Raw genomic sequence first — 23,582 nt, forward strand, 5'->3', positions numbered from 1 at the left:
TCAAGCAAAAAGACCGCGGAAACCGGCGCAAATTCATAGAGGTGAGAGCGATTCCCAAGACCGACCACATGCACGGCCCATGCTTCAAACATGTTGAAATTTGGCGATCAAATGTCATTGCAACGCGGCATCTCAGCTTTCCACCGGTCGCGGTGGTGGATCCTTCCCTGCAACGACGTCAATTCCCAGGAGACGGATCAAGCCGTTGTGGCAGGTCCCGGCGAGATCAGCATCGATCGGCGGGTTCATGACATCGGTCGGAATGGCGCAAGCTTTGATCGGAAGACCGTATACGACATCATTTCGAAGTAGACCTCCCCGACAAGCTTCCTAAGATGACCTTGCGAGGCTCCTCAAGTGGATCGAATCGGCTCGGGAGCGCTGACTATTTATTCTCGGAGTTTTTTGTGAGCCAGATTTCACCCGTTTGCATCTCCCTTGCCGAAGCCCTGATCGACGATCCGTTTTACCGTGCGGTGACCATAGAATCCGGTGACGATGAGGAAAGCAGACAAGCCATTCTTGCCGAGTATTTCGATCTTGCAATCGTCGAAGCACAGGGAATCGGCGAAGTGCGGTATGCTGGCGCCGATGGCGCCGCGCTGTGGCATACCAACGAGGCGAGCGACGACGATATCGAGATCCATGTCGCTGCCCGCAAGCAAGCGCTTGCCAAGCTGTTGGGAGCCCGGGGATTTGACATTTATCTGCGGATTTCCGAATCCATGGCCGAGCACGTCCCTCAGCAGCTCTTCGACGGGTGGTACCTGTCGATTCTTGGTGTACGGCCGCAAGCACAAGGAAAGGGATTGGCGCAGCGCCTTCTCGAAATAACGCTGAGCCGGGCAGATCGCCAAAACGCGACATGCTTTCTAGAGACGTTCAATCCCCTGAGCCTACCCTTCTACCGGCGACTGGGCTTCCGGGACGAAATCCGTTGCTTCGAAAAGGTAACGGAACGAGACTATTGGATCCTTGCGCGGCAGCCGTCTTCGCGGACATGACGCCGTTGGCTAACATCCGGCGCCGGGAGCAATCTCCAGCGGGGCGATGCATAGAGCGTCCGAGCGAGACGGAGAGCGCAATGAGAAAATACCAAAAAGCACCGTAGCGGGCGCAATCCGACAATCACGGCACGTCTCGGAACTCAGATCTTTAATTTTTTGGAATTATATCAGTTATTTAAGTGGTCGGAGTGGAGAGATTCGAACTCCCGACCCTCTGGTCCCAAACCAGATGCGCTACCAGACTGCGCTACACTCCGTACCGTCGACATGACCGCCTAGAGATTGCCCTCGGGCAATTGGCTTCATGTCTTCATTCTGCGCCGTCGAACAATTGATCCAACGGAACGAGTGGGGAGATACACGGTTCATCCGCCCGCTGCAACAGCTAAAATCACGCTGGGGAAATCTTCCCCGACGAAAATCTATTTGCCAAGTTTTGCCGAAATGGTGGCGCTCGTCACCTTGTCGCCCACGGCAAGGCCGAGTTTCTTGACGATCCCGCCGTTCAGCTCGATGACATAGGCAACCGGCCCGTTGGAACTGATGATCGCTTCAGAATAGGGCACGGCGTTTTCCTGGATATGGGTGACGGCACCTTTCTGGTCCAGAAACAGCATGTCGAGCGACAGCTTGGTGTTTTTCATCCACATCATCACGGGGCGCGACGTGCCGAAATCGAACAGCATACCGTGATCGGCCGGCATCTTGTCTCGATACATCAGCCCGTATTCCAGCTGCGGTGGCGTTACAGCCAGCTCGACCGTGAATTTATGCGTCTCGCCCTTAGCCGACCTGATCGATAGCGGCTCCGATTCGAACTTCACCGACTGCTGATCTGTGGTTTGCGCTGCAAACGAGCCCGAGGCACCCGCTCCAACGATAAAAAGCGCCAAAATGGCGCTTTTCAAAACCTTGAGAACCAAATCTCTTTTCATATCAGTGAGGCCGCGTTGCCGGGCTTGGCGCATCCGGATGGATCTCGGCAGCCATCAGCCCCTTGTCACCGGGGCCGAAGCGTACAAGCACGACTTGACCCGGTCGCAACTCGGCAAGACCGAAGCGCCGCAGCGTTTCCATATGCACGAAGATGTCCTCCGTGCCCTCGCCGCGCGTCAGGAAACCGAAGCCTTTGGTGCGATTGAACCACTTGACCAGCGCACGCTCGAGGCCGCTCGTCGCGGTAACCTGCACATGCGTGCGAACAGGAGGCATCTGCGACGGATGCACCGCCGTCGACTGATCCATGGAAAGAATTTTAAAGGCCTGATAACCGCGCTCCCGGCGCTGGATTAGCGCAACAATGCGGGTCCCCTCAAGGATCGTCTGGTAACCATCGCGGCGCAGGCAGGTGACGTGCAACAACACATCCTGCATGCCGTTATCCGGCACGATGAAACCGAAGCCCTTGGCAACATCGAACCACTTGACGACGCCGGAGATTTCGATGAGCTCGACGGCATCACCCGACATCTCTTCGAAGTCGATAATTCCCTTCGACGAAATTCTGTCACCCATCCTAGCCAGCCCTCGATTACGCGTCACACTGTTACGTTTAACTGATTCCCTGATATCAAGATTAACATCTTGGTAACGGAAAAGCGCAAGTCCTAGTTTTCGTTTATTCCCACCCTAAGATTATCGCTCCAAGACTTGCGCGAAGCTGGTGCTTTGTCCGAAGATCCGGCCAGCCACACATTAAGAGAGGAAATAGAATGCGTTATCTCCATACGATGGTTCGCGTCACCGATCTCGACGCCTCGTTGCACTTTTATAGCACCTTGTTCGGCCTTATCGAAACCCGTCGCTACGAAAACGAGAAAGGTCGATTCACACTCGTTTTCCTTGCAGCCGGCGAAGATGCCGAATCATCCCGAAGCAACGGCGCGCCCAGCCTGGAACTGACCTACAACTGGGATCCGCAGGAATATACCGGCGGACGCAACTTCGGCCACCTCGCCTATGAGGTCGACGATATCTATGCGACCTGCCAGAATCTGATGGACAACGGCATCACGATCAACCGTCCGCCGCGCGATGGCCACATGGCATTCGTGCGCTCTCCGGACGGCATCTCCATCGAAATCCTGCAAAAGGGTCCCAACCTTCCTTCTGCCGAACCATGGGCTTCCATGCCCAACACCGGCACCTGGTAAGACGGAAACTTTCGCGAGGCTTACGGCATGCGCGGGACCATCCGTTTCGCGCTTGCCGCCCATGCCCATCCTCCGGCATGCTTGGACGACTCGAAGCATCATGCATCGGATATGGCGCGGTCATTGTTCCCAGTGAGCACGTGCGATATCGCCGTCCCTCGCCAGAGGCCGTTCCGATGCAAACCTTTTTTGCGGGGAACGTCCTATGTGCGATCAACAGACTTTATACCGCGGGAAAAAGCTCGCAAGCACTATTGCCGTCATCGCCTCATTTGTGATGATCGCGGGCTGCGCCACAACGGGCAAGAAGCCGATGGAAACGTCGGATGCCGCACCGGTCGCGCAACCGACAGCCGCAGAACAGCTCGCCGCCGACATGAACAACAAGGCCGACGCCCGGCGACGCAAAGGCGACCTTGCCTATCGCGATCCGCTGGTGCATAGCGTCAACGATACACGCCAGCAGATCGTCGCCCAGCAGAATCAGGCGTTCTATCCCGCTCCGGCAGCAGCGCCCACGGATGCGCAGACTGGCATTGCCGGCCTGGTGACGCAGCCGACAGGCGTCAATGCCAGCAGAAGCAGTATCTTTGCCGCCCCGCCGCCCATCGCCGCCAACCCGGACGGAACACTCGCCAAGAACCAGCCTGACGGCGCGCAGGCGATCACGCCGATGATGCGCAGCGTCTACAGCACTCCGCCTGGGATGGTGCAGCCTATGACACAGCAAGCGCCCGATCCCGCAGCCGCGAAAGGCCTGACCTCCGCGGACGTGTTGCCACCGCCTGTCATTCGCAACGCAACCACCCCTGCGACAAGCTCGCCGCAGCCAATTGCGCAGGTCACGGCATCGGGGGTATCGGCCACGCCGAACCCGAACGTCCGCGAACTGAACAGCAAGCAGGCGGCGATCCTGGCGCAGTTTGTGGCTTCGAAAAACCAACCCCAGAACGGCAAACTGCTGGTACAACCCGCAAAGGGCGCTTCTGACGAATAAAGAGCCCGCGTTTGCAGGGAATCTACGGCATCGCCGGCAAGGTCCTGTTAAGTCACGCTTATTCAAGGCCGGCGGTAATTTCATCCATCTGTCATTTTTTCCACAAAAAAGCAAAATTGCCGCTTGCAGGAATGAAATCACCCCGCTATAAGCGCGCCACACAACAGCTGCACGCGCCCTTCGTCTATCGGTTAGGACGACAGATTTTCATTCTGTAAAGAGGGGTTCGACTCCCCTAGGGCGTGCCACTGTTGTCCTCCCCCAAAAACCAATCGAATAAGCCGCCGCTTGCAGAAGCAATTGGTCGTTCTTATCTAGTTTGTGCGCACGCGCCCTTCGTCTATCGGTTAGGACGACAGATTCTCATTCTGTAAAGAGGGGTTCGACTCCCCTAGGGCGTACCAAATCCCGGTGTTTCAAAGTTTTCCACAAGGCCTCGAAAAATCTTTCCCTAGTCATGGATTTTTCTGAGATTTTTCGCGATTTTCCGCTTGCGGGAATGAAAGGTGCTGACTATAAGGGCGCCACAGCACGCGCCCTTCGTCTATCGGTTAGGACGACAGATTTTCATTCTGTAAAGAGGGGTTCGACTCCCCTAGGGCGTGCCACTGTTTTTCCCAAATTATCGAGAAATTTCAAAGCTGCGCGCTACTTCGGCTCGACGGTCAAAACCATTGGCATCGCCCACGTAGCGCTTGATATCGGCCACCGCAGAAGCTGAACGTCATCACCCTGGACCTGCGCTTCCCAGCGCGCGTAAAACTTTCTCTGGAATCCCGGCAAACGGACACTTTGGCAGGCAATCGGCCCGCCATCGAAATTAAGCGCGATCTTCAGATCCAGAGGGGAGCTTTTTAAAAACTCTGCCAATGCTGCGAGCGGAAAGAAGGCTTCCTTTGTGGTCCCGACAATGATGCGGCCCGCACCATCTTTGCCGACGAAGGTGCGGTTGGCCAGCCAACGGCTTTTGGCGTTGACGTGGGTCTGCCCATCGGAACCAATCAGCAGAGGGTATGAGACCATGGCGTTTGCCGCCCCTGCGAACGCCGCTTGCCAGTCCTGATGGGCCAAATCCCTGATGTCGGCGAATCCATCGCCTGCGATAAAAGCGCCGGCCTTTGCCTCGTATGTCGCCGGCCCCATGGCGATACTATTGCTTATGATCGGCGTATCCGGCCTCCCCTTGAGGTCGTAGTAGCTGCCGTTAACAATGAGGAGCGCTTTCGGCAATACGCGTTCCCATTCATCGATGCCTCTGTCTCCGTCCGGCGCATTTCTCGCTACGAAACGATACAGCGCGGGATCTATGCGGTTCAGCAAGATGCGATCAGCCTCACTACCGTTCACCATGACCGGCAGTTCAGCAACCTCGAAGCCTTTCCGAGGCTCCTGCCACGCAAGAGGGCCTGGTTGCGCCACCGGCTGCGGATCGCGGAGCGCCAGCCGCATGGAGGGTGACAGGCGCGAATCGTCAGGCCTGACTGAAATCCAGTAGGTACCGCCACGCCGCAAAAAAGTGTTGAAGCCGTAAGCACCATTGCGCGCCCATAGCCAACCGGCAGCTCCCGCTGTCGAAAGCGACACCAAAACAAGAACTGCCACCAAGAGTCTCAGTCTGAAAGACATCGGTACCATCCAAGACCGTCGATCGCAGCGCTGCGTGATTTGAACGAATGCTTCTTCACAAATGGCAATAGTTGGATGCAGTCATCGAATGCTGAGAGACGATAGTTCATTGCTATCGACGAATCTCATCGCTTGGGCTATTCTCGTGGTCGCTCAGGGCGCTTTTGCTGCGTCCGTGACGCGAAGCTGCACACGACGGCTCCCTTGCCAGTGATCGGCACCGAGCGTACCGGCCACGTGGATCTGAGCGCCGCGCGAAGACATCAACAACTGGCCAAGCGGCGTCTCTGCAGCACGGAAGGCAATGCCATCAACCCGACCACCATCCTGCGCTTCCAGCGTGATCTTGATATGCGACTGACCGACAAGACGGGAATCGCGCAGCCTGTGGCTGGGAAGCGCAAAGATGGGCTGCGGATGGCCGGAACCATAGGGACCGGCTGTTTCAAGGCGATCTATCAGTTCGACGGTCGCGCCGCTTGCGCCGATTGCGCCGTCGATCTTCAGCGTCTCGTTCGCCACCAGGCCAGCCACCTGCTTCTCGGCCTTTTCCGTGAAGAAGGCGCGCATCTTTCCGAGATTGCTTCGCTCCACCGTCAAGCCGGCCGCCATGGCATGGCCGCCCCCTTTGACCAGCAGGCCTGCATCCACGGCGGCGCGAACCATCCGTCCCATATCGAAACCGTTGATCGAACGACCGGACCCGGTGCCTTTTCCCGACGAATCGAAGGCAATGGCAAAGGCCGGCCTGCGAAACTTGTCCTTCAGCCGTGAAGCGATCAGGCCGACAATGCCCGGATGCCAATTCTCCCGCGCGGTGATGATAACGGCGGCGCCATCGCCATTGCCGTATTCCGCCAGTGCTTCGGCCTCAGCCTCCTGCAACATCGCAGCTTCCATGGCCTGGCGTTCGCGATTGAGCTCATCGAGCTTAGCAGCGATCGTCTCGGCCTCGCCGGTGTCATCCAGCGTCAAGAGGCGCGCTCCAAGCGCTGCATCGCCGATGCGGCCGCCGGCGTTGATGCGCGGGCCGATCAGGAAGCCGAAATGATATGGCGTGACCGGGCCGCCTAGCCCGGCCTTGCGGAACAGCGCCGCAAGGCCGGGATTGCCCTGATGGCGGGCTGCAATCAGCCCCTTGACGACATAGGCGCGGTTAAGCCCCTTGAGCGGCACGACATCGCAGACGGTCGCAAGCGCGACGATATCGAGCCAGGAAAGCAGATCAACGGAACGCACACGGGCGTCACCCGCCTCGCGCAACTGTTTCAGGGCGGCGACCAGAACCAGGAAAACGACTCCGGCAGCGCAGAGATGCCCCTGCCCGGACAAATCATCTTCGCGGTTCGGATTGACCAGCGCATGGCATGGCGGCAATTCATGTCCGACCTGATGGTGATCGATGACCACGACATCGATATTGCGCGCCCTCGCCGCCTCGAGCGCTTCGAAGCTGGTGGAGCCGCAATCGACGGTCACGATCAGTTTCGCGCCATTGTCGATGAGCTGATTGATAGCATTTGGATTGGGGCCGTAGCCTTCGAAGATGCGATCCGGGATATAGATGCTCGCGGGAACGCCGAAATGGGTCAAAAAGCGATAAAGCAGCGCCGAGGAAGCCGCTCCATCGACATCGTAGTCACCGAAGATCGCAACGGTCTCGCCGGTCTTGATCGCGCGCAGGAGACGCTGCGCCGCCTTCTCGCAATCGGTCAGCAAGTAGGGATCAGGCATCAGACTGCGGATCGTCGGATCGAGGAAGGCCATAGCCTCATCGATGCCGACGCCACGTCCGGCAAGCACGCGGGCAATCAGTTCCGGCAGGCCATGTACCTGCGCAATCGCAAGCGCTCTGTTCTGGCCAGCCTGATCGAGACGGGAAACCCAGCGATTGCCGGAAACGGAACGCTCGACGCCCAAAAAGGCACGCTGAACTGGATCGACCGGTTGCTCCACCATCTCTCCCAAATTGTGAGGACGGCAGCGTCCGGGGACGCCGCCGGTCAGCCTATTCCTTCGGCCGCTCGATGCGGATGACCTGCGGTTCGCCGACGAGGTAGCCTTCCGTCTTGATGGCCGCGACTGCCTTGCGAACCGAATCCTCCGTCGTCGCATGCGTGACGAGAATGATCGTCTGATGCGCCGAAGGCGCCAGGTGCTGCGTCGAGCGCTGAACGATCGATTCCAGCGAAATATGATTTTCCGCCATGCGTGTGGCGACGCTTGCGAAGACGCCGGTGCGGTCGAGAACCGTCAGACGGATGAAGTAGCCGCCTTCGTGGCTCTGCATCTGCGCCTTGCGGTAGGGTTCGAGCGCTTTGGCGGGATGGCCGAGCACCGGAACGCGCTGCTCGCCCGGCCGGCTCTTGGCGATATCGGCGATATCACCCAGCACGGAGGATGCCGTCGCATTACCGCCGGCGCCGGGGCCGACCATTAGCAATTCGCCGAGAATGTCCGATTCGATCGCCACGGCATTGGTCACGCCATCGACCTGGGCGATAACCGAATCAAGCGGCACCATGGTCGGGTGTACGCGTTGCTCGATGCCGGTTTCCGTGCGCTGGGCGACGCCGAGCAGCTTTATGCGGTAGCCGAGATCGGCCGCAGCACGGATATCCTCGATCGAGACGTTGGTGATGCCCTCGAGATAGATGTCGTCGGCTGCGATGCGATTGCCGAAGGCAAGCGTCGTCAGGATGGCAAGCTTGTGAGCGGTATCATTGCCTTCGATGTCGAAAGCCGGATCGGCTTCGGCGTAGCCGAGACGCTGCGCTTCCTTCAGGCAATCCGCGAAGGACAGGCCCTCTTTCTCCATCCGGGTCAGGATGTAGTTGCAGGTGCCGTTCATGATGCCATAGACGCGCGAAATCGTATTCCCCGTCAGGGATTCGCGCAGGGCCTTGATCACGGGAATGCCGCCGGCGACTGCCGCTTCGAAATTCAGCAGCGCGCCCTTTTCCTCGGCGATCTCAGCCAGCTCGACGCCATGATAGGCAAGGAGCGCCTTGTTGGCCGTGACGACATGGAGACCGCGTGCAAGTGCTGCCCGCACAGCCGCATTCGCAGCTCCTTCGGAACCGCCGATCAGCTCGACGAACACATCGATATCGGCCTTCTGAGCGAGATCCACCGGACCGCCAAACCATTCGATATCCGTGAGATCGATCCCACGATCCTTGGTGCGATCGCGCGCGGTGACGGCAACGATCTTGACGGGGCGGCCGCAGGTAGCGGCAAGCTCTTTGGCGCGGCTCTGGATGATGCGGACGAGCGAGGCACCAACGGTACCCAAGCCCGCAATGCCGATTTTGAGGGCATCTGCCATGGAAAATTCCTGATCAGTATATTGGAGCGGCAGCCGCCAAAGCGGCTGCCGCATAACATTACGAACGATGTGCGTTCAGCGAAATCACGTTGTGCATCGTTTCATCCGCTGAAGAGAGGAAGCGCTTCAGATTGCGCGCTGCCTGCCGGATGCGGTGCTCATTCTCGACGAGCGCGATGCGGACATAATCGTCGCCCTGCTCCCCGAATCCGATGCCGGGCGCAACCGCGATATCGGCCTTCTCAACCAGTAGCTTGGAAAACTCCAGCGAGCCGAGATGACGGAACTTTTCCGGGATCTTCGCCCAGGCAAACATGGTTGCAGCCGGCGGCGGCACGTCAAAGCCCGCCTTGCCGAAGCTTTCGACGAGAATGTCGCGGCGGCGCTTGTAGATGCTGCGCACCTCCGCGATATCGGAGCCATCGCCGTTGAGCGCATGCGTCGCCGCCACCTGAATCGGCGTGAAGGCGCCGTAATCGAGATAGGACTTCACGCGCGTCAGCGCCGCAATCAGGCGTTCATTGCCGACGGCAAAGCCCATGCGCCAGCCCGGCATGGAGAAGGTCTTCGACATCGAGGTGAACTCGACGGCAACGTCGATAGCACCTGGAACCTCCAGCACCGACGGCGGCGGCGCGTCGTCGAAATAGATCTCCGAATAAGCGAGATCCGACAACACGATAATATCGTGCTTCTTCGCGAAGGCGACGACTTCCTTGTAGAAATCCAACGTCGCCACATAGGCCGTCGGGTTCGATGGATAGTTCAGGATGAGCGCCAACGGCTTCGGGATCGAATGACGCACGGCCCGTTCCAGCGGCGGGAAGAAGCTATCGTCCGGCTCGACCGGTATAGAACGGATCACGCCGCCAGCCATCAGGAAGCCGAAAGCATGGATCGGATAGGTCGGGTTCGGGCAGAGAATGACGTCGCCCGGCGCAGTGATTGCCTGCGCCATATTGGCGAAACCTTCCTTGGAGCCGAGGGTGGCGACCACCTGCGTATCCGGATTTAGCTTCACGCCGAAGCGGCGGGCATAATAGGCCGCCTGCGCCCGGCGAAGGCCCGGAATGCCCTTGGAGGAGGAATAACGATGCGTGCGCGGGTCCTGCACCACTTCGCACAGCTTATCGACGATCGCCTTGGGGGTCGGAAGGTCGGGATTACCCATACCGAGATCGATAATGTCCGCCCCGCCCGCTCGCGCGCTGGCTTTCAAACGGTTGACCTGTTCGAAAACGTAGGGCGGCAAACGCCGGACTTTATGAAACTCTTCCATTTCTTTCCCCATGGGACAGCGGCCCTCAAAACCGCACTGAAGTTCGTTGCTCTCCCGGACAGCCGCAATACGAACTTGGAACTCGCGGCGCCGCAACCAATGTCTTCTCGAAACATGCGGTGAATCTTGGGCGGTTATGCACGCAAGGTGCACTTAACCGAAAAAGACGCATCCAAACTCAGCCTATCCGAACGCTTTGCGTCCAAATCGCCTGAAAGGCAAGGCTAATTCTGCGTCTGCCCTGGCTGCGCACTGCCCTCTTTCTGAATTTCCTGAAGCGTGTCCTGGCCATGCTCGGCGGCGAGCTTGCGCATCTCGGCAACACGCCGCTGGTACTCAGCCTCGGATATGGTGCCGGCCTTGCGCTGCGATCCGAGCGCTGTCAGCTGCTTGACCATATCGCCCGCCTGCTGATCGTTGATCTGCACATTTGCGGCCGTCGGCGGCGAATTGAACGAAGGATAGCCGTCCTTATAGTACTGCTGCGTGCTGGTATCGTTGACCGCGCTGCCTCTGGCAGGCTTCACGACGACCGCTTGAGGCGGCTGCTTGCGCTTGGCGTATGCCGCCTTTTCCTCAGGCGTCGAGCAGCCCGCGAGCGTCAAAGCGAGAATCCCGCACATCGCTCCGCAAAGTACGGAATATCGGTTCAGTCTTGCCACCATGCCGCCGCCCATAATTGTCGCCCTGCCCAATTCCTTGCCGTGGGTTGAGACTGTTAAATTTGTCGCAGCGGCAAAGCAAGAGCAGGCTTGCGTTTCATTCGACTTGTATTCCGTTTCCCGCAAGATGTACAAATGGAAAACAGGATGCAGCTGCCGCCGGGAGGATGATGCGTGACCGACAGCAAGCGGGATAACAGTGAAGGAAATGGCGGCTTTGCGGGTTTCGATCCAAAGTCAGTCGAGCCTTACATCGTTAGAGATCCCGAGGCGATGGCTGTCAATTTTGCCCGTGCGCTGGAAAACCTCGGGAAAGCCGCTTCAGCGTGGCTCGCTCCGCGCGAGCGCGGCGAGAAGGTCGACACCGTCGCCGATCCGATCACAGACATGGTCAAGACGCTTTCCAAGGTCGGAGAGTATTGGCTTTCCGATCCCCGGCGAACATTGGAAGCGCAAACCTATCTGCTCTCAGGCTATTTCGGCCTGTGGACAAAGACGATGCAACGCCTCAGTGGCGATTCGTCAACGACATCGGAGGCCGAACCGGTCAAGGATAAGCGCTTCGCCGACGAAGACTGGCAGAAGAATCCCTTCTTCGACTTTTTGAAACAAACCTATCTCCTGACCGCCGGCTGGGCCGAAAAGCTGGTGGGCGACGCCGAAGGGCTGGATGAACATACCCGTCACAAGGCCGCGTTTTATACTAAGCAGATCACGGCGGCCTTCTCGCCGACCAATTTCGTTGCAACCAACCCGCAGCTTTACCGGGAAACCGTCGCCTCCAATGCCGAGAACCTCGTGCGGGGCATGAGGATGCTCGCCGAAGATATCAATCTTGGCCGCGGCGAATTGCGATTGCGTCAGACCGACATCACCAAATTCGCCGTTGGGCGCGACATGGCACTCACCCCCGGCAAGGTAATCGCGCAAAGCGATGTCTGCCAGATTATCCAGTATGAACCCGCCACGGAAAAAGTGCTGAAGCGGCCGCTGCTCATCTGCCCGCCCTGGATCAACAAATTCTACATTCTCGACCTCAACCCGCAGAAATCATTCGTAAAATGGTGCGTGGAACAAGGACATACCGTCTTCGTCATATCGTGGGTGAACCCCGACCAGCGTCACGCCGCAAAGGACTGGACGTCCTATGCGCGCGAGGGCATCGATTTTGCTCTGGAAACGGTTGAAAAGGCCACCGGCGAGCAGGAGGTCAATGCAATCGGCTACTGCGTCGGCGGTACGCTGCTGGCCGCGACGCTCGCTCTCCACGCCAAGGAGAAGAACAAGCGCATCCGCACGGTGACGTTCCTGACGACACAGGTCGACTTCACCTTTGCCGGCGATCTGAAAGTTTTCGTCGACGAAGAACAGATCGCGTCGCTCGAACAGCAGATGAATGTCGTGGGCTATCTTGAGGGATCGAAGATGGCGACTGCCTTCAACATGCTTCGCGCTTCCGAGCTCATCTGGCCCTATTTCATCAACAGCTACCTGAAGGGCCAGGATCCCCTACCCTTCGACCTTCTGTTCTGGAACGCAGATTCCACTCGAATGGCGGCTGCCAACCACTCGTTTTACTTACGCAATTGCTATCTCAACAATGCGCTCAGCCAGGGCAAGATGGTGCTCGACGGCAAGACATTGTCTTTGAAGGACGTGCGCATTCCGGTCTACAATCTGGCGACGCGCGAGGACCATATCGCCCCGGCCAAGTCCGTATTCGTCGGCAGCCAGTGCTTCGGCGGTCCGGTGGAATTCGTGCTGACGGGCTCCGGCCACATAGCCGGCGTCGTCAATCCGCCGGACAAGCGAAAGTACCAATTCTGGACCGGCGGCCCGGTGAAGGGCGAATACGAGCACTGGCTGGAGGACGCAAAGGAGACGCCGGGTTCCTGGTGGACACATTGGCACGCATGGATCCTCTCCCAGGACCGTCGCATGGCGCCGGCACGCCAGCCGGGTGGCCAAGCGCTCAACGCGCTCGAGGAAGCGCCGGGCAGCTATGTCATGGAGCGGGCCTAGACAGCCAGTTCACCCATGCTTTTCAATCCGCCCCTCGTTCCCGCCCGGTTGATCGCGCGCTACAAACGCTTCCTTTTCGATGCGGAGCTGGACGACGGAACCTTCATTACCGGCTCATGCCCGAACACCGGCTCCATGCTGGGATTGACCGCGCCGGGCTCGCGCATCTGGCTCTCCGAGCATGAAGGTGGCAAACGGAAATATCGCCATGTATTCGAGTTGATCGAAGCCGATGGCACGACCGTGGGCGTCAATACGGCCATGCCGAACCGCATTGCGGCGGAGGCGATCGCGCGCGGACAAGTCTCCGATCTCGGAGACTATACCACGGTGAAGCGCGAGCAGAATTATGGCCGCAATTCCCGCATCGACCTGCTCTTGACCTCCCCCTTGAGGACAACCACCTATGTCGAGGTGAAAAACGTCCATTTCATGCGACAGGCGGGGCTGGCGGAGTTTCCCGATACTGCTACGGCACGCGGCACCAAGCATCTGGAAGAGCTGGGCGATATGGTTGAGGCTGGTTACCGCTCCGTGATGCTGTTCGTGATCCAGCGCGACGATTGCGATCGGTTCCGGATCTGCGACGACCTCGACCCGGTCTACGCCAGGGCTTTCAAGCGTGCTTTGGAGCGTGGCGTCGAGGTATATGCGCTGAAATGCCGGGTTTCGCCGTCGGAAATCGCGCCGGCCGGGTTGATCCCGATAGACGAACCCGGCATAGCTGCATTAGATATAAAGATACAGATTTCTGCTGAAGGCTAACTATGGTGAACTACATCGAAGCGGCAACGGCGCCGGCGAAGAATACCGGTGCTATCCGCATCTACGGACAGGATGCGTTTGCCGGGATGCGCAAGGCGTGCCAGCTGACCGCCCGCTGCCTCGATGAACTGGCCGCCATCGTCGAACCCGGCGTGCCGACCGATGCAATCGATCGCTTCGTCTTCGAATTCGGCATGGATCACGGCGCCTATCCGGCGACGCTGAACTATCGCGGCTATATGAAATCCTCCTGCACATCGATCAATCATGTGGTCTGTCATGGCATTCCCAACGACAAGCCGCTGCGCGAAGGCGACATCGTCAACATCGACGTGACCTATGTGCTCGATGGCTGGCACGGTGATTCCAGCCGCATGTATCCGGTCGGCGAGATCAAGCGCTCGGCCGAACGGCTTCTGGAAGTTACCTACGAATCCCTGATGCGCGGCATTGCTGCTGTACGCCCGGGTGCTCGCACCGGTGCCATCGGCGAGGCAATCCAGGTCTATGCCGAGGGTGAACGCTGCTCCGTCGTTCGCGACTTCTGCGGCCACGGCGTCGGCAGCCTGTTCCACGATTCACCGAACATCCTCCATTACGGCCGTGTCAGCGACGGACCGGAGTTACGCGAAGGCATGATCTTCACCATCGAGCCGATGATCAATCTCGGCAAGCCGCATGTGAAGGTGCTGGGCGATGGCTGGACGGCCGTCACGCGGGACCGCTCGCTGTCGGCGCAATACGAACACACTGTCGGCGTCACCGCCACCGGCTGTGAGATCTTCACGCTATCGCCCGGCGGCCTCGACCGCCCAGGCCTGCCGCCGCTGCAGGGATAATTCATGGCGAAGCGCCCCGCTCCTTCCACTGGACATGGAAACATGCCCCGAGATGGCGGCGGGGCAGCGGAGGCTTTGGAAGAGGCTCCTCTTTTCGACGAGCGATTGTTCTTCCCGACAAAAGCGGCAAAGGCCGCGCCTGCCACGGCCGAGGCCGACTATCACGGCCATCGCGAGCGGCTGCGAAATCGTTATCGCGACGGCGGCGACACGGCGCTTGCCGACTACGAAATTCTCGAATTGCTGCTGTTCCGGCTCATTCCACGCCGCGACACCAAGCCGATTGCCAAGGCCCTGCTTGCCCGCTTCGGCACGCTTGGCGGCGTATTCGGCGCTCCCGTCAATCTGCTGACCGAGGTCAAGGGCGTCGGCGATGCCGTGGCGCTCGATCTGAAACTGATGGCCAGCGTCGCGCAACGCATGCTGAAGAGCGAATTGGCAGGCAAGCCTGTGCTCTCCTCCTGGAAAGCGCTGATCGATTACTGCCATACCGCCATGGCCCACGAGGCGCGCGAGCAGTTCCGGCTTTTATTCCTCGACAAGAAGAACGCCCTCATTGCGGATGAGATCCAGGGTTTCGGCACCATCGATCACACGCCCGTCTATCCGCGCGAAGTCGTCAAGCGTGCACTGGAGCTCTCCGCTTCGGCCGTTATCCTCGTCCATAACCATCCATCGGGGGATCCAACGCCCTCGCGCGCCGACATCGAGATGACCAAGACGATCATCGATACGGCCAAGCCTCTGGGTATTACCGTTCACGATCATATTATCATCGGCAAGAACGGACACGTCAGCTTCCGAGCATTGCGGCTGATCTGAAGTCGCTATTCGATATGCGAAGTATTGCACCAAAGTACAGCAATGCCGGATTAATATATTTTAATATTCTCACCTTAAAAATTCCATATCTACTCCTAAAATCGTCTCGTTCCGCCCATTCGGTCCGGTTTTCATTTTTCAGTTCGGCGTCAGGATGATCTGGCAGAGGAAATGATGGATCCAACTCGGCGAATTCGCCGGCGGAAGCTATTGTTTTGATTTGGCCTATTCGCCTGAGAATGCGGCCGATCTGGAGATCATATGCAGAAGACATCATCAACGCTTGCTGGTTATCTCCGTCGTGCCGCCCGTGTCGCGGCCGTTGTCGTCGGAGGATTCGCGGCGGCGGCTGGCGGTTTCTATGCCCATATGGTCTGGACGTCGAACTTCCATCCCGTCATAGCCGGTGAGGTCTATCGCTCTTCGCAGCCCTCTGCGGAGACGATAGCCCAATTTCAAAAGCAATATGGCATCAAGACCATCATCAATCTGCGCGGCGACAATACTGGTCATAATTGGTACGATAATGAGGTTGCCGAAGCCAAGCAGCTCGATATCAACCACATCGACTTCCGCATGTCGTCGGCCCGCGAGTTGACGCAGGAGCAGGCGGAGCAACTGGTCGCCATCATGCGCGACGCGCCGAAACCCATCCTCATTCACTGTCAGGCGGGCTCGGACCGTACCGGACTGGCGTCCGCGCTTTATCTTGCCGCAATTACCAAGGCCGACGAGGCGACCGCCGAGCATCAGATGTCGATTGTCTACGGGCACATCTCGCTTTCCTTCCTGCGTGCCTATGCGATGGATCGCACCTTCGAGAAGCTGGAACCCTGGCTTCGGCTTTCGGCCTCCTGAAGACACGAGGTTTGCGTTAGATATTCTGTAACATTGAGCAGCTACCGGTTGACGGAGCATGTTGCGTTGCGACATTGATTCCCTATTCAATCATCCGAGGCTTCCCGATGGACCAATTCGATCTCCTAGTCGTGGGCAGCGGCCCTGCCGGCCGCAGAGGCGCCATTCAGGCCGCCAAACTCGGCAAGAAAGTGCTCGTCGTCGAGCAAGGCAAGCGCGTCGGTGGCGTCTCGGTCCACACCGGCACCATTCCCTCCAAGACGTTGCGCGAAACAGCGCTCAATCTCTCGGGCTGGCGCGAGCGCGGATTCTATGGCCGTGCCTACCGCGTGAAGCAGGAAATCAGCGCCGAGGACCTGCGCCGTCGCCTGCTGATCACGCTCGACCATGAAGTCGAAGTGCTGGAACATCAGTTTGCGCGCAACCGGGTTCAGCATATTCGCGGCAAGGCGAGCTTCGTCGATCCCCAGACCATGCAGATCGTCAAGGATGATGGCGAAGTCGTCACCGTCTCGGCGGCCAGCATCCTGCTTGCGGTCGGCACCAAGCCGTTTCGTCCAGATTACATGCCCTTCGACAACAAGACGGTTCTCGACAGCGACGAACTGCTGGAGATCGAGGAGTTGCCTCGGTCGATGGTCGTCATCGGCGCGGGCGTCATCGGCATCGAATACGCCACCATCTTCAGCGCGCTCGACACGCAGGTGACATTGATCGATCCCAAATCGACGATGCTCGACTTCATCGACAAGGAAATCGTCGAAGACTTCATCTACCAGCTGCGCGATCGCAACATGAAGCTGCTGCTCGGCCAGAAGGCGGAGAAAGTGGAACGCCTGCCGAACGGCAAAGTGGAACTGACGTTGGACAATGGGCGCCGCATTACGACGGACATGGTTCTGTTCGCCGCTGGGCGGATGGGCGCGACCGATACGCTCAACCTCGAAGCCGCCGGCCTCGAAGCCGACAATCGCGGCCGCCTCAGCGTCAATCCGGAAACCTTTGCCACGAAAGTTCCGCACATCTTCGCCGCCGGCGATGTCGTCGGCTTTCCGAGCCTTGCCTCGACCTCAATGGAACAGGGTCGTATCGCCGCCCGCGTCGCCGTCGGCGCCATCGCCAAGGAGCCGCCGAAATACTTCCCCTACGGCATCTATGCCGTGCCGGAGATTTCGACCTGCGGCCTCTCCGAAGAAGAGGTCAAGGAACGGCATATTCCCTACGAATGCGGCATCGCCCGTTTCCGCGAGACCTCGCGCGGCCACATCATGGGTCTCGACACCGGCCTCCTGAAGATGATCTTCTCGCTGAAGACACGCCGGCTCCTCGGCGTCCATATCGTCGGCGAAGGTGCGACCGAGCTCGTGCACATTGGCCAGGCGGTGCTGAACCTCAAGGGCACCGTCGAATATTTCGTCGAGAACACCTTCAACTATCCGACGCTCGCCGAAGCCTACAAGATCGCCGGCCTCGACGCTTGGAACCGCATGGGCGACATCAAGTCGGAGCTCTAATAGAAAGCGATATTGACCATGCCGTCGGGGCCTACTACCCTGTCGACATGATGAGCATTCTCAACATCGCTTCGGTCTTCTTCATAAGCCGCTAGTTAAGCGGCCATTGAGCCACATGAAGATGCAGACCAGCTCCACGGCTTTCTAGCCGCAAGGATGGTCTGTGACCGAAAAAATCGTGCCGCCAAAAATTTTTTGAGGGCGAGACACGGTGCGACATTTGAGAAAGATTTCAAGATGCACGACGAATATCAGAGCTCTGCGGCGCTTGGCGCGGCAGATATCGAGCAATTTATCGAACATGGTTTCCTCCGCGTCGATAATGCGTTTTCAGCAGAACTCGCTCAACAAGCGCGTGCCATCATGTGGCGTGATCTTCCGTGCAGCGAGCACGATCCGGCGAGTTGGCGGTTCCCCGTCGTCAGGCTCCCGGGTTATGGTGGCGAACCGTTCCGTACCATCGCCAACATGCCTGTTCTCCGCTCCGCTTTCGATCAACTGGTTGGAAAAGGAAGATGGGTTCCGAGAGATGGCCTCGGCACTTTCCCCGTGCGATTTCCCCATCCGGACGATCCGGGTGACGCCGGCTGGCATGTCGACCTCAGCTTTCCCGGCGACGATTGCGATCCCAATGAACGAAGCGACTTTTCGGCATGGCGGGTAAATGTCACCTCTAGGGGCCGTGCGTTACTCACCCTATTCCTGTTTTCCGACGTGGGTGAAGACGATGCACCGACACGCATCCGGGTCGGTTCGCACATGGATATGGCGCGCTATCTTGAGCCGGCGGGCGAAAACGGGCGCTCTCATATGATGCTGCAAGACCTTGCAGCCGATCACCCTCAGGCTCTGGCAACGGGGAAAGCGGGAACCGTCTATATCTGCCATCCCTTTCTCATCCACGCCGCCCAGAAGCATCGCGGAACGAGGCCACGCTTCATGGCGCAGCCCTCGATTGGCCTGGCGGAGCCTTATCGGCTGGAGCGATCGGATAGTGCCTACAGTCCTGTCGAGATCGCCATCCGCCGCGCACTGGACAAGGAATGATTGCCAGGAGCGCATTCATGTTGGACCTCGTCGGCGGCAGCCCACGCGCGTTGCGATCCTTCAGATTCGCTTCACGCGCTTTAACTCTTTGATTTCACGCATGTCGTAGTCGCAAAACCGCTGCACACTTTTGCGCGACATACTCTAGCTTACCAACAAAAAAGCCCTGCCGCGAACGGCAGGGCTCTTAATTTCAGTCCAGAAGAAAAACCGATTACTCGGCGCTGTCTTCAGCAGCCTTCTTCTTCGGAGCAGCCTTCTTCTTCGGCGCAGCGGCTTCTTCGCCTTCGACAGCAGCTTCGGTCGCTTCAGCCTTGGCAGCAGCCTTCTTCTTCGGAGCAGCCTTCTTGGCAGCCGGCTTGTCTTCGTCTTCGTCGTCAGCCAGCAGGGCTTCCTTGGAAACGGTCTTGTCCGTGACGTCGACTTCGGTCAGCAGATGGTCGATGACCTTCTCTTCGAAGATCGGCGCGCGCAAGTTGGCGGAAGCGCCAGGCGTGTTGCGGAAGAATTCCAGGATTTCCTTTTCCTGGCCCGGGAACTGCTGCAGCTGAGCATAAAGCGCACGCTGGAGTTCGTCTTCGCTGACTTCTACGCCGGCCTTCTCACCGATTTCGGAGAGAACGAGACCGAGGCGAACGCGACGCTCAGCGAGCTTGCGGTATTCCTCGCGAGCCTTTTCTTCGGTCGTGTCTTCGTCTTCGAAGGTCTTGCCGGATTCAGCCAGATCCGTCTGGATCTGACGCCAGATGCTGGCGAATTCAGCGTCAACAAGCTTCTGCGGCGTGTCGAACTGGTACATTTCATCGAGCTGGTCGAGAATCTGACGCTTGACCTTCTGACGGGTAACCGAGCCGTACTGGCTTTCGATCTGGCCGCGAACGATTTCCTTCAGGCGGTCAGCCGATTCAAGGCCGAGCTTGGAAGCGAGTTCGTCGTTGATTTCGATTTCGCCGGGAGCAGCAACTTCCTTGACGTTGATGTCGAAGGTGGCTTCCTTGCCAGCGAGGTTCTTGGCCGGGTAATCGGCCGGGAAGGTTACGGTGATGACCTTCTCATCGCCAGCCTTGACGCCCACGAGCTGCTCTTCGAAGCCCGGGATGAAGCGGTTCGAGCCGAGAACCAGCTGCGAGTCTTCGTCCTTGCCGCCGTCGAAGGCAACGCCGTCGACCTTGCCGAGGTAATCGATGGTAACGCGGTCGCCGTCTGCGGCCTTGCCCTTCTTGGTTTCGTAGCTGCGAGCGCTTTCGGCGATCTTGAGGATCTGCTCGGTGACTTCTTCGTCAGCGATTTCAGCCACTTCGCGCGTAACCTTGACGCCCTTGACGGACTTCAGTTCGATCGCCGGAATGACTTCGTAGGACAGCGTGAATTCGAAATCGGCCTCGGCAGCGAGGATCTTTTCTGCCTCGTCCTTGTCCTCGGTCATGGCGATTTCCGGCTGGGTCGCCGACTTTTCGCCGCGCTCGCTCAGGATTGCCGGCGGCTGGTCACGAACGATCTCGTTGACGAGATCAGCCATGATCGACTTGCCATAGACCTTCTTCAGGTGTGCAACCGGAACCTTGCCCGGACGGAAGCCGTTGATGCGGACCTTGTCCTTGACCTCGGCAAGGCGCTCGTTCATGCGCACTTCCATGTCCTTGGCCGGGATGACCACCTTGATTTCGCGCTTCAGCCCTTCAGCGAGCGTTTCGATAACCTGCATTGTCCTACCTTCATTCATGGCGGCCGTGCCCAGACAGCCGTTCGTTTCGATGAGCACGACGCCGGAAAATCCCGAGCGTGGCTTGGATGCAATTCCCTGTCACTTTGCCAAGAGCGCCGCGCCTTCGAACGAACGCGCAAAAGGCAGCCCTACCTCGTTACGAGCCGAAACATCTTATCCGCTCTCTTTTCGAAAGCGGGATGCCTGGGCAAAATGGCGCGTCCTACAGCATATCGGAGGTCAGGCCTGTTCAGCCTCCCCCGTCCACAAGACAGTGTTGGTGCGGGTAGAGAGACTTGAACTCCCACGCCTTGCGGCACCAGAACCTAAATCTGGCGTGTCTACCAATTTCACCATACCCGCGTTCCCAGAACCGCATGGCGATGCCTGCCCATGGGGCCTTCCGGAGCGCGGCGTCTCTATATCACCCGTTTCAAACCACGCAAAGGAAAAATGACGGTTCCACGACTGCGCTCAAAGCTTATCGGCATCTTCGGGCTGATATCGTCAGTAAAGCGGCTCTTCGTAGACCGATTTACCGTCGAGCAGCAGGCTTCTGATATGGGCTCTGCCATCCGAGGAGATGCGCGCGGCAATGGCGACGCGGTTGGCATTGCGTGCGCTTTCGATGTCGTGCCCTTGTCCTTCGGGCACATAATAGCGCTCGATACCATAGGTCACGCCGATCATCTCCTGCGACGGATCGGCCGGCTCACCATAAAAGGCATAGTCGAACGGCGTGCTCTTGAGGATGACCGTATCAGGCTTCGGATCAAGCGGCTTGAAGGATGATTCGACAATGCCCCAATAGCCGTCGTCCTGTCTCTTAAGGCGAACCGACAGCGTTTGCTGAAAAAGGCTGATCTTCGGCGGTCCATCGCGCAGCGTCGAGATCGGAACCCTCGAAATATCGTAGTTCAAGGTGACGTAATCGCCACGCAGCAGATCGCGCGGATCGACTGGCGCCGTCTTCAGGAGGACTTCGACGCCGCTTCGCAAGCCCCAGGCCCGTTCACCGACTATATAGCCAAGGACGGCAGTCTGCAGGACCGCGACGATAATCGCAGCGATCCACAGACGGCGCGGAGTGTTCGCGGAAATGCTCTTGTCGGCCATATCGGTCATGCCCGTTTCTCCTGCCTGCCTGCATTGGAGAATCGTCGTTCCAGCTGAATGACCACCCATGCGGCAAGCGCCACCATCAGACCGGCGATCAGGAAGAAGCCTGCGGTGCCGATGATCGAGCCGATCGTCTCGCTGGCAAGGTAGAGAATCTCACAGGCGAACACGAAATAGGCGAGAAAACGCACGGCGCCATTGTCACGGCCGCTGAGCGCAATCGCAATCACCGAGCTTGCCAGCGTCGCGACCGCCACAATGATGAGCGGAAGCGTGGCTTGCGCCCAGACATTGTTTTCGAAGGAGTCGTTGGCGATTTCCGCATGGACCAGAAAGAAACCGATCGCCGCAAGAAGAAAGGTGTAGAAGGCCGGCGCGGCCCCCGCCGTTCGCGCAAGTGGCATTAGCGGCGAGGCCGGGATACTGACGGCAAGAAAGGCTGCCATGCCAAAGGCAGCAAAAAGGATTGCCGCGTTGAGGCTCTCATTCAGCCCGAAAATCCAGGCCAGCCATCCGACAAGCATGAGATAAGCAAAATGGCGTGCCCTCGGCGCGTCGACATATCTGACAAGTGCGATCAGCACCGCAGCCATCAACAACGGCACCCAGGGCATGGCGCCCTTCCACTGATTGAAATGGTCCCACAGATAGGCGCCGCAAAATGCCCAGGCGAGAAAGCCGGCAAGCGCGACCTGCGCGCTGGAGCGAAAAAGAGCGGCCACGATGCACGCCGCCGCGAACCAGACGATTAACATCGTCAGTTCGTCGCCGGACATATTGTACATCTGTCCGACAAGCGCCATGGCACCGCCAAAACTCAAAGTCCCGAGAATGAGGAGTGCCGACGCCAGAATGGAACGCCCGGAAGCCAGCAGATAGGCGGCGCCGAGATAGAAAGCCCATATCATGGCGACAAGCGATGTAAGGCGCACGATCCTCGGGATCGCTTCCCAATTCGCTGAAATGAAGAGCAGGAGCGCCAGGCCCAAAAGCACGGACGCGATGATGGTCAACACCCGACCCGCGCTAAAGCTGGTCTGACGCCCATCATATTCGTGCAGCACGGCCTTTGCCGCCGCCGCGTCGACGAGACCTTTCTCCACCCAGATCTTCAGATCCCGCTCCAGCCTGCCTCTATACATCCCGGCTCCTTGCTACGATTCCCTCTATGACAAGAGTTAGCACACTTCAGCGATCCACAGTCGGCGCGCTTTCGTTAATGCGATATTAAGCGATTGGCCTGTATTCTAATGACCGGTATCGAGGTACTCACAAAAGACATGCGCAGGCAGCATACCTCTCATGAAAATATTGCGCTGCACAAAATGAAAAAGTCATACTATTAATCACCCAACAGAATACAGCGGTGGCGCGCTGAGCCGGCCCTGGTCGGGAAGAGCCTGAGGATTGATATCCTGACATTGAATTCGGAGCTGCACACTCCTCCTCCCAGTGCGCTCCGATGGATTGACGACACTCCTCCTCCCAGTCGTCAATCACCATAAATGACGCCCACCGCACCCTCCTCCCGCGGTGGGCGTTATTTTTTTGCCCACTTAAATCGGTTTATGCACCGCAAACGCGGCTTCAGACGAGAAGCGCCGCCAGATGGTGAATTGCCGCCGCCGCACAAGAATGGACGGCTCGAACTTAGCCGATGCGGCAGCTCGACCTACCCCAAAACCGCAAGGCTGGCAAAAACATGGCTGAATGGCGGCACCTACCGCAACAGGTGCTGAAATGCTGGGCTTGAGACAAAGCCACGCGCCCAACCTCGCTCTTGCTTCAGCCGTGATATGCACATAAAGCAGCCATCTTCTTAGGCAGATCGCCCGCAAG

Annotated in this window: 20 protein-coding genes and 5 tRNA genes; 13 read left to right on the forward strand and 12 right to left on the reverse strand. The window is 58.4% G+C overall.

Annotated elements, in window-relative coordinates; all coding sequences use genetic code 11:
• Positions 1–407 precede the first annotated feature (407 nt).
• The gene (locus ACIQJ2_RS14615; protein WP_400672873.1) at positions 408–1,004 is read left to right on the forward strand and encodes a GNAT family N-acetyltransferase; all 597 of its coding nucleotides are present in this window, start codon (positions 408–410) and stop codon (positions 1,002–1,004) included.
• Positions 1,005–1,187: 183 nt separating this feature from the next.
• On the opposite strand, the gene ACIQJ2_RS14620 is transcribed toward ACIQJ2_RS14615, so the two are convergent.
• From ACIQJ2_RS14620 to ACIQJ2_RS14630, 3 genes are all read right to left on the reverse strand, one after another.
• Positions 1,188–1,264: transfer RNA gene (locus tag ACIQJ2_RS14620), tRNA-Pro, on the reverse strand.
• A 165-nt stretch (positions 1,265–1,429) separates the two neighbouring features.
• Positions 1,430–1,942 carry a DUF192 domain-containing protein gene (locus ACIQJ2_RS14625; protein ID WP_400672871.1) on the reverse strand — a complete coding sequence of 171 codons (513 nt, stop codon included), beginning with the start codon at positions 1,940–1,942 and terminating at the stop codon, positions 1,430–1,432.
• Between the two features lies 1 nt (position 1,943).
• Positions 1,944–2,522, reverse strand: a complete 579-nt coding sequence (locus tag ACIQJ2_RS14630; protein WP_199092079.1) for a cold-shock protein — start codon at positions 2,520–2,522, stop codon at positions 1,944–1,946.
• Positions 2,523–2,719: 197 nt separating this feature from the next.
• Between ACIQJ2_RS14630 and ACIQJ2_RS14635 the strand changes: the two genes are divergently transcribed.
• The 5 genes from ACIQJ2_RS14635 (at position 2,720) to ACIQJ2_RS14655 (ending at position 4,765) form a co-directional block, all read left to right on the forward strand.
• On the forward strand, positions 2,720–3,160 hold the full coding sequence (locus ACIQJ2_RS14635; RefSeq protein WP_400672869.1) for a VOC family protein: 441 nt from the start codon (positions 2,720–2,722) through the stop codon (positions 3,158–3,160).
• Positions 3,161–3,365: 205 nt separating this feature from the next.
• The gene (locus ACIQJ2_RS14640) at positions 3,366–4,157 is read left to right on the forward strand and encodes a hypothetical protein (protein ID WP_199147116.1); all 792 of its coding nucleotides are present in this window, start codon (positions 3,366–3,368) and stop codon (positions 4,155–4,157) included.
• A 173-nt stretch (positions 4,158–4,330) separates the two neighbouring features.
• Positions 4,331–4,405, forward strand: a tRNA-Glu gene (locus tag ACIQJ2_RS14645).
• Positions 4,406–4,486: 81 nt separating this feature from the next.
• Positions 4,487–4,561 (forward strand) — tRNA-Glu (locus ACIQJ2_RS14650).
• A 129-nt stretch (positions 4,562–4,690) separates the two neighbouring features.
• Positions 4,691–4,765, forward strand: a tRNA-Glu gene (locus tag ACIQJ2_RS14655).
• Between the two features lie 40 nt (positions 4,766–4,805).
• Here the strand turns inward: ACIQJ2_RS14655 and ACIQJ2_RS14660 are convergent.
• From ACIQJ2_RS14660 to ACIQJ2_RS14680, 5 genes are all read right to left on the reverse strand, one after another.
• Positions 4,806–5,606 (reverse strand): phosphodiester glycosidase family protein, encoded by an 801-nt coding sequence (locus tag ACIQJ2_RS14660; protein WP_400672866.1) that lies wholly within the window; start codon positions 5,604–5,606, stop codon positions 4,806–4,808.
• 330 nt (positions 5,607–5,936) lie between these two features.
• Positions 5,937–7,742, reverse strand: a complete 1,806-nt coding sequence (recJ, locus tag ACIQJ2_RS14665; RefSeq protein ID WP_210378961.1) for a single-stranded-DNA-specific exonuclease RecJ — start codon at positions 7,740–7,742, stop codon at positions 5,937–5,939.
• Between the two features lie 49 nt (positions 7,743–7,791).
• Complete coding sequence (locus ACIQJ2_RS14670) at positions 7,792–9,111, reverse strand: homoserine dehydrogenase (RefSeq protein ID WP_199147122.1); 1,320 nt, start codon at positions 9,109–9,111, stop codon at positions 7,792–7,794.
• Between the two features lie 58 nt (positions 9,112–9,169).
• On the reverse strand, positions 9,170–10,390 hold the full coding sequence (locus ACIQJ2_RS14675) for an LL-diaminopimelate aminotransferase (RefSeq protein ID WP_199147124.1): 1,221 nt from the start codon (positions 10,388–10,390) through the stop codon (positions 9,170–9,172).
• A 224-nt stretch (positions 10,391–10,614) separates the two neighbouring features.
• Complete coding sequence (locus ACIQJ2_RS14680; protein ID WP_400672862.1) at positions 10,615–11,067, reverse strand: hypothetical protein; 453 nt, start codon at positions 11,065–11,067, stop codon at positions 10,615–10,617.
• A 159-nt stretch (positions 11,068–11,226) separates the two neighbouring features.
• On the opposite strand from ACIQJ2_RS14680, the gene ACIQJ2_RS14685 reads away from it, so the two are divergent.
• From ACIQJ2_RS14685 to ACIQJ2_RS14715, 7 genes are all read left to right on the forward strand, one after another.
• Positions 11,227–13,074, forward strand: a complete 1,848-nt coding sequence (locus ACIQJ2_RS14685) for a PHA/PHB synthase family protein (protein WP_400672859.1) — start codon at positions 11,227–11,229, stop codon at positions 13,072–13,074.
• A gap of 15 nt (positions 13,075–13,089) precedes the next feature.
• Positions 13,090–13,839 carry a DNA/RNA nuclease SfsA gene (sfsA, locus tag ACIQJ2_RS14690; RefSeq protein ID WP_400672857.1) on the forward strand — a complete coding sequence of 250 codons (750 nt, stop codon included), beginning with the start codon at positions 13,090–13,092 and terminating at the stop codon, positions 13,837–13,839.
• 2 nt (positions 13,840–13,841) lie between these two features.
• On the forward strand, positions 13,842–14,678 hold the full coding sequence (map, locus tag ACIQJ2_RS14695) for a type I methionyl aminopeptidase (RefSeq protein WP_400672855.1): 837 nt from the start codon (positions 13,842–13,844) through the stop codon (positions 14,676–14,678).
• Positions 14,679–14,681: 3 nt separating this feature from the next.
• Entirely contained in the window at positions 14,682–15,500 is an 819-nt protein-coding gene (radC, locus tag ACIQJ2_RS14700) for a DNA repair protein RadC (protein WP_400672852.1), read from the forward strand.
• A 261-nt stretch (positions 15,501–15,761) separates the two neighbouring features.
• Positions 15,762–16,358, forward strand: a complete 597-nt coding sequence (locus ACIQJ2_RS14705) for a dual specificity protein phosphatase family protein (protein ID WP_400672850.1) — start codon at positions 15,762–15,764, stop codon at positions 16,356–16,358.
• Between the two features lie 107 nt (positions 16,359–16,465).
• Positions 16,466–17,872: a Si-specific NAD(P)(+) transhydrogenase gene (gene sthA, locus ACIQJ2_RS14710; RefSeq protein WP_400672848.1), complete on the forward strand. Its 1,407-nt coding sequence runs from the start codon at positions 16,466–16,468 to the stop codon at positions 17,870–17,872.
• 237 nt (positions 17,873–18,109) lie between these two features.
• The gene (locus tag ACIQJ2_RS14715; RefSeq protein WP_400672846.1) at positions 18,110–18,919 is read left to right on the forward strand and encodes a phytanoyl-CoA dioxygenase family protein; all 810 of its coding nucleotides are present in this window, start codon (positions 18,110–18,112) and stop codon (positions 18,917–18,919) included.
• Positions 18,920–19,133: 214 nt separating this feature from the next.
• Here the strand turns inward: ACIQJ2_RS14715 and tig are convergent, their stop codons facing one another.
• The 4 genes from tig to ACIQJ2_RS14735 all read right to left on the reverse strand — a co-directional run bounded on the left by tig (position 19,134) and on the right by ACIQJ2_RS14735 (position 22,885).
• Positions 19,134–20,624, reverse strand: a complete 1,491-nt coding sequence (tig, locus tag ACIQJ2_RS14720; RefSeq protein ID WP_199149874.1) for a trigger factor — start codon at positions 20,622–20,624, stop codon at positions 19,134–19,136.
• A gap of 278 nt (positions 20,625–20,902) precedes the next feature.
• Positions 20,903–20,987 (reverse strand) — tRNA-Leu (locus ACIQJ2_RS14725).
• A gap of 144 nt (positions 20,988–21,131) precedes the next feature.
• Positions 21,132–21,749: a GDYXXLXY domain-containing protein gene (locus ACIQJ2_RS14730; RefSeq protein WP_400672844.1), complete on the reverse strand. Its 618-nt coding sequence runs from the start codon at positions 21,747–21,749 to the stop codon at positions 21,132–21,134.
• Positions 21,746–22,885 (reverse strand): DUF2157 domain-containing protein, encoded by a 1,140-nt coding sequence (locus ACIQJ2_RS14735; RefSeq protein WP_400672841.1) that lies wholly within the window; start codon positions 22,883–22,885, stop codon positions 21,746–21,748. The genes ACIQJ2_RS14730 and ACIQJ2_RS14735 overlap by 4 nt, the downstream gene beginning before the upstream one ends.
• Positions 22,886–23,582 lie beyond the last annotated feature (697 nt).

The sequence above is a fragment of the Rhizobium sp. NPDC092011 genome, from assembly GCF_044756305.1.
Classification (GTDB): domain Bacteria; phylum Pseudomonadota; class Alphaproteobacteria; order Rhizobiales; family Rhizobiaceae; genus Rhizobium.

Coding starts and splice junctions, on each gene's coding strand:
- ACIQJ2_RS14625 (WP_400672871.1), bottom strand. CDS start 1,942: ATGAAAAGAGATTTGGTTCTCAAGGTTTTGAAAAGCGCCATTTTGGCG.
- ACIQJ2_RS14630 (WP_199092079.1), bottom strand. CDS start 2,522: ATGGGTGACAGAATTTCGTCGAAGGGAATTATCGACTTCGAAGAGATG.
- ACIQJ2_RS14635 (WP_400672869.1), top strand. CDS start 2,720: ATGCGTTATCTCCATACGATGGTTCGCGTCACCGATCTCGACGCCTCG.
- ACIQJ2_RS14640 (WP_199147116.1), top strand. CDS start 3,366: ATGTGCGATCAACAGACTTTATACCGCGGGAAAAAGCTCGCAAGCACT.
- ACIQJ2_RS14660 (WP_400672866.1), bottom strand. CDS start 5,606: ATGCGGCTGGCGCTCCGCGATCCGCAGCCGGTGGCGCAACCAGGCCCT.
- recJ (WP_210378961.1), bottom strand. CDS start 7,742: ATGGTGGAGCAACCGGTCGATCCAGTTCAGCGTGCCTTTTTGGGCGTC.
- ACIQJ2_RS14670 (WP_199147122.1), bottom strand. CDS start 9,111: ATGGCAGATGCCCTCAAAATCGGCATTGCGGGCTTGGGTACCGTTGGT.
- ACIQJ2_RS14675 (WP_199147124.1), bottom strand. CDS start 10,390: ATGGAAGAGTTTCATAAAGTCCGGCGTTTGCCGCCCTACGTTTTCGAA.
- ACIQJ2_RS14680 (WP_400672862.1), bottom strand. CDS start 11,067: ATGGGCGGCGGCATGGTGGCAAGACTGAACCGATATTCCGTACTTTGC.
- sfsA (WP_400672857.1), top strand. CDS start 13,090: ATGCTTTTCAATCCGCCCCTCGTTCCCGCCCGGTTGATCGCGCGCTAC.
- map (WP_400672855.1), top strand. CDS start 13,842: ATGGTGAACTACATCGAAGCGGCAACGGCGCCGGCGAAGAATACCGGT.
- radC (WP_400672852.1), top strand. CDS start 14,682: ATGGCGAAGCGCCCCGCTCCTTCCACTGGACATGGAAACATGCCCCGA.
- ACIQJ2_RS14705 (WP_400672850.1), top strand. CDS start 15,762: ATGCAGAAGACATCATCAACGCTTGCTGGTTATCTCCGTCGTGCCGCC.
- sthA (WP_400672848.1), top strand. CDS start 16,466: ATGGACCAATTCGATCTCCTAGTCGTGGGCAGCGGCCCTGCCGGCCGC.
- ACIQJ2_RS14715 (WP_400672846.1), top strand. CDS start 18,110: ATGCACGACGAATATCAGAGCTCTGCGGCGCTTGGCGCGGCAGATATC.
- tig (WP_199149874.1), bottom strand. CDS start 20,624: ATGCAGGTTATCGAAACGCTCGCTGAAGGGCTGAAGCGCGAAATCAAG.
- ACIQJ2_RS14730 (WP_400672844.1), bottom strand. CDS start 21,749: ATGACCGATATGGCCGACAAGAGCATTTCCGCGAACACTCCGCGCCGT.
- ACIQJ2_RS14735 (WP_400672841.1), bottom strand. CDS start 22,885: ATGTATAGAGGCAGGCTGGAGCGGGATCTGAAGATCTGGGTGGAGAAA.